General features: G+C 61.0%; 1 protein-coding gene and 2 pseudogenes. 2 read left to right on the top strand and 1 reads right to left on the bottom strand.

Features of this window, described 5'->3' with window-relative positions:
- Positions 1 to 1,826, bottom strand: a pseudogene (locus ABZW96_RS37425) (hypothetical protein); the annotation flags it as partial.
- Positions 1,827 to 2,799: 973 nt separating this feature from the next.
- On the opposite strand from ABZW96_RS37425, the gene ABZW96_RS37420 reads away from it, so the two are divergent.
- Together ABZW96_RS37420 and ABZW96_RS37415 are read left to right on the top strand one after the other, a co-directional pair.
- Positions 2,800 to 2,985: a hypothetical protein gene (locus tag ABZW96_RS37420; RefSeq protein WP_355081607.1), complete on the top strand. Its 186-nt coding sequence runs from the start codon at positions 2,800 to 2,802 to the stop codon at positions 2,983 to 2,985.
- 176 nt (positions 2,986 to 3,161) lie between these two features.
- A pseudogene (locus ABZW96_RS37415) lies at positions 3,162 to 3,550 on the top strand (transposase); the annotation flags it as partial.
- Positions 3,551 to 3,660 lie beyond the last annotated feature (110 nt).

Below are 3,660 nucleotides of genomic sequence, written 5' to 3'. Positions count from 1 at the left end.
GCGGTGCGGTTGTCCCACGTGGCGACGTCTCCGGTCATCAGCTGGTAGGGATCGACGCGGTCGCCGAGCTGCTTCTTGTCCGACCACTTCGCCGGGGTCCTCTCGTACGCTTTCTGCGCGTCGGTGCCGCTGGCGTTGCCGAATGCCCCGTCGAGCGCTTGGGCGACCATCGCGGACACCTTTTGTGCGCGTCCGTCGGGGAAGGTGTAGATCACGCTGCCGTCCGCCTCCGGCGTACGAACCGACGCTGCTGCGGGATGCGTGGAAGGCGTTGTGCCAGTTGGCTGCCCGTGCTGCTGTGTCGCTGGAGAGCTCGAGGTGGGCTGTGCGGCGGCAGATTGCGTGATGGGGGGCTGCATAGTGGCGGGCTGGGCGGTGATCGCTGGTGAAGCCAGTGGGCCGAGTTCGTCCTCGTAGCGGCGGCGGTCGAGTTCTGCGCGGTGGTTGTTCAAGTCCTGGTCGGCGAGGCTCCGTGCCATCGCCTGTTGCAGGATCATCGGCATCAGGGAGTCCATCATGCCCATGCCGGAACTGCCTGTACCCATAGGCGAGGTCGCTGCAGGAGGCGGCACGGGGGGAGTGGACGAGGGTATGGCACTCGGCCTGTTTTCGAGATCATTACGCCCGGCTGGTGTCTGGCTGTTGAGACCCGCGTTGTCCTCTGAGCCCAAACCTGCGGGGAACGTGCTCGGGTCTACGTACGGAGGGGCCGCCGCATTGGGTGGTGTCCAGGATTGTGGAGTTATGTCCGCCGGATCGGGTGATCGCTGCTGCGGATCATTTTTGCTCTTTTCGAGCTGATCGAGCCGATCTTTCAGCGCTTTCAACTCGGCGATCAATTTGTCCACGTCACTGCCGACGTCCTTTTGGTCTTCTGTTGCCTTCTTTATTATTCGATCGCCTTCTTGAAGCGCCTGCGTGACGTACGTAAGAATATGGTCGTTCTCGTTCATCCCGCCCTGGGGAACCGTGCCTGCTGTGCCGTTTACGACGACTACGACGCTATCGATCGCCTCTTTGCCTTGCGTGGATATCTCTAATGAATCGTGCGCCAGAGGCGCCAATCCCTTACTTGAGTTATATAGTTTTTTGAACGAATCTTCTAGAAACAAGACAGTTTCTGCGTATCGAGTGATATTAGCACGATCCGCCCCTGTGATCTGGGGTACCAATGTGCCCTCTGGAGGCATAGGTGCTGTTAGGCTATTGGCGAAGGCATTGTAATATTTACCGAGTTTCTTTGGAAGTTCTATATGAAAACTTTCGATGGCCGGGAGGAATTGGTACCGACTCGGAAAGTCGGGATGCTTCATGTCGGGCATCAACATTTGCTGCATCTCGACGCCCGGCTCGTTGTCGATGGCTCTTGTGGGTATGTAGGAGATACCAGTGGGGCCGATTGCGCTTACCAGCGCGGTGCCGGCGCCCGCGGTCAGCGCGCCCGCTCCTAAGCGGGGCATCTGGCCGCGCGAATAAAGTAACCTATCTGCAATCCTGTCATAGCCTCCCTTTGTCATGAGGGTCCCGGCATCCTTGATGCCGGGACCCTTGAGGCTCGCGCCGAGCGCCTTGAGTCCACCGCCGGCGAGGCCTTTTGTTGCACCGCCGACGAAGCCGCCGGGTATCGCACCGAAGGCGGCGCCGAGCAGGCCGGCTTGGAGTCCTTCCTCGAAGTCGCCTGTTTCTTCCCACTTTAATGCGAAGCTGACAGCACCGCCGAGCAGACCGGCGCCGAGCGGACCGCCGAACGCGAATCCGACGCCGCTCGCGACGCCAGCAACGAGGTCTCTCCATCCGAAGTCTAAATCGAGGCCCAGGAATCCCATCCCATCCACCTATCCGATGTGGAACAAGTAGCTATGGGCATCGCGACGCTTTCGGAAATCGCCGAGTGTGACCCACGGCGAGAATCCCACGTCGGTACGCAGCCCGGTATGGGGGAAATCCCTACCTTCCCACCCGGCCATCGCCGCGTTCTATTCACCTGCGGTGTCTCGACAAGCGTCAACCGCCTTTCGTCGGACATGACCGATCAGCAGGTTTGCGAGACAGCTGTGCGGTTGCTGGGTGATTACCGCACCACCGAAGGTCGATCCATGACGTCCTCCGGAGGCCGCTGGAGAGCCGATCGATCTGCGGCCTGGTTCGAGCTCGGCGTTGGCAAGGTTGTCAGATCTCACCGCCCTGTTGCTGAGCTACGGTCTGCAAGCCTCGGGCAAAGACGAGATCCGATTGCCGGTAACGATGCAGCGTAGTGGTGCAAGATCCGTGGCGAGCGGGGTCAACGGGTTTCGGGTAGCCAAGCCACGGGGGCTGGCGGACAGCTTTTCCGGTGAGAATTCAGCGAGTTCGATTGGAAGGATCTGGGCGACGGGACGGATCCGTTGTGGTGGAATTGGTATTGCGGCGGGAGGATCTGCGTCGTGGTGGAACGCGGGCTGTCGAGGCGGTGGGCGGGGAGTTGTGTGCGTGTGGAAAGGCCTCCTACCTGCGGAAATATGCCCCCGGGGTGAGGCGTGGCGAACTTTTGATTGGGAAGCTGGCTGCGTCCGTGTCGAGCTCGTCTCGCGAGAAAGTTCGGCAGATCGGCCGCCCTCAACTAGTCCAGGACTGGTACGGATCGTAGGCATTTCCCCCATAGCTGACTGTGTCACTTGCATACAGGATCGAGCGACGACAACGGCGTTGCTCGTTGAGTGAGAGACGTTCTCGCGCCGAGGTCGTGGGCGGACCAGGTAGCAACTCCTCCGTTGCGTACTTGACGCCGTTCAAATCATGTATCCCGAAAGGATGAGAATCATGAAACGCACCCATCTATCGCTCGCAGTCGCCGCCGCCGTCGTCGCCGCGAGCGTCTCCGGTTCGCTGCCGCTGGGGCTGTCCGGGGCGCCTGCTCAGGCTCACACAGAGAAGTGTTGCGAGGTCATAGACGGTTGGAAGGAAATCTGGGCCGCACCGGAGGGGCCGCCGCAGAAATACCCGTAGGCGAGAGGCAATAGTGCGGTCATCGGATGAACCTGTCGCTGGTCGGTCGGCTGCGGGAGGCAAGTGACGGGCAGCCGTGTGGATCCGTCACCCGCATGACCCGACCCCTGTGGTTCGGTCCGGGTGTGTGAGAGTTTTTGTAGCTCATGTCGTGGGCGGGAAGGCTCGACGAAGCGATGGCGACACGGAAGAGGCGCACTCCTGAGCAGGTAGTGCGGAAGTTGACCGATGCCGATCGGCTGCTGGCCGACGGTAAGGATGTGGCCGAGGTGTGCCGGGTCCTGCTGGTTACCGAAGCCGCCTATTACCGGTGGCGTACCCAGTTCGGCGGTCTGAAGGCCGATGACGCGAAGAAACTCGAGGATCTCGAACGTGAGGACGACGCGGTGTTGAAACGGCTTTTGGCGGAGGCGGAGCTGGAGAAGGCGGCGCAGAAGGATATCGCGAACTCCATCATGACTGGAAACTTCTAGACCCGGAACGCCGGCGGGCGGCCGTGGCTCACCTGCAACGCCTGTTCGGGGTGAGTGGACGGTTCGCCTGCCGGGTGACCGGGCAGAATCGCAGGACCTAATGCTGGGTTCCTCAAAGATCATGTATCTTGTTGCTGGTCTTGGTGGTTCGGGTGTGGTTGAGGTGGGTCCTGCCGAAGGTATTGGTTGCGCGTCCGGCACG

Source organism: Nocardia sp. NPDC004168 (assembly GCF_040610355.1).
In the GTDB taxonomy this organism is placed as follows: domain Bacteria; phylum Actinomycetota; class Actinomycetes; order Mycobacteriales; family Mycobacteriaceae; genus Nocardia; species Nocardia sichangensis.
Note: the sequence above shows the minus strand (reverse complement) of the source record. Positions and strands in the feature narration are given on the sequence as shown.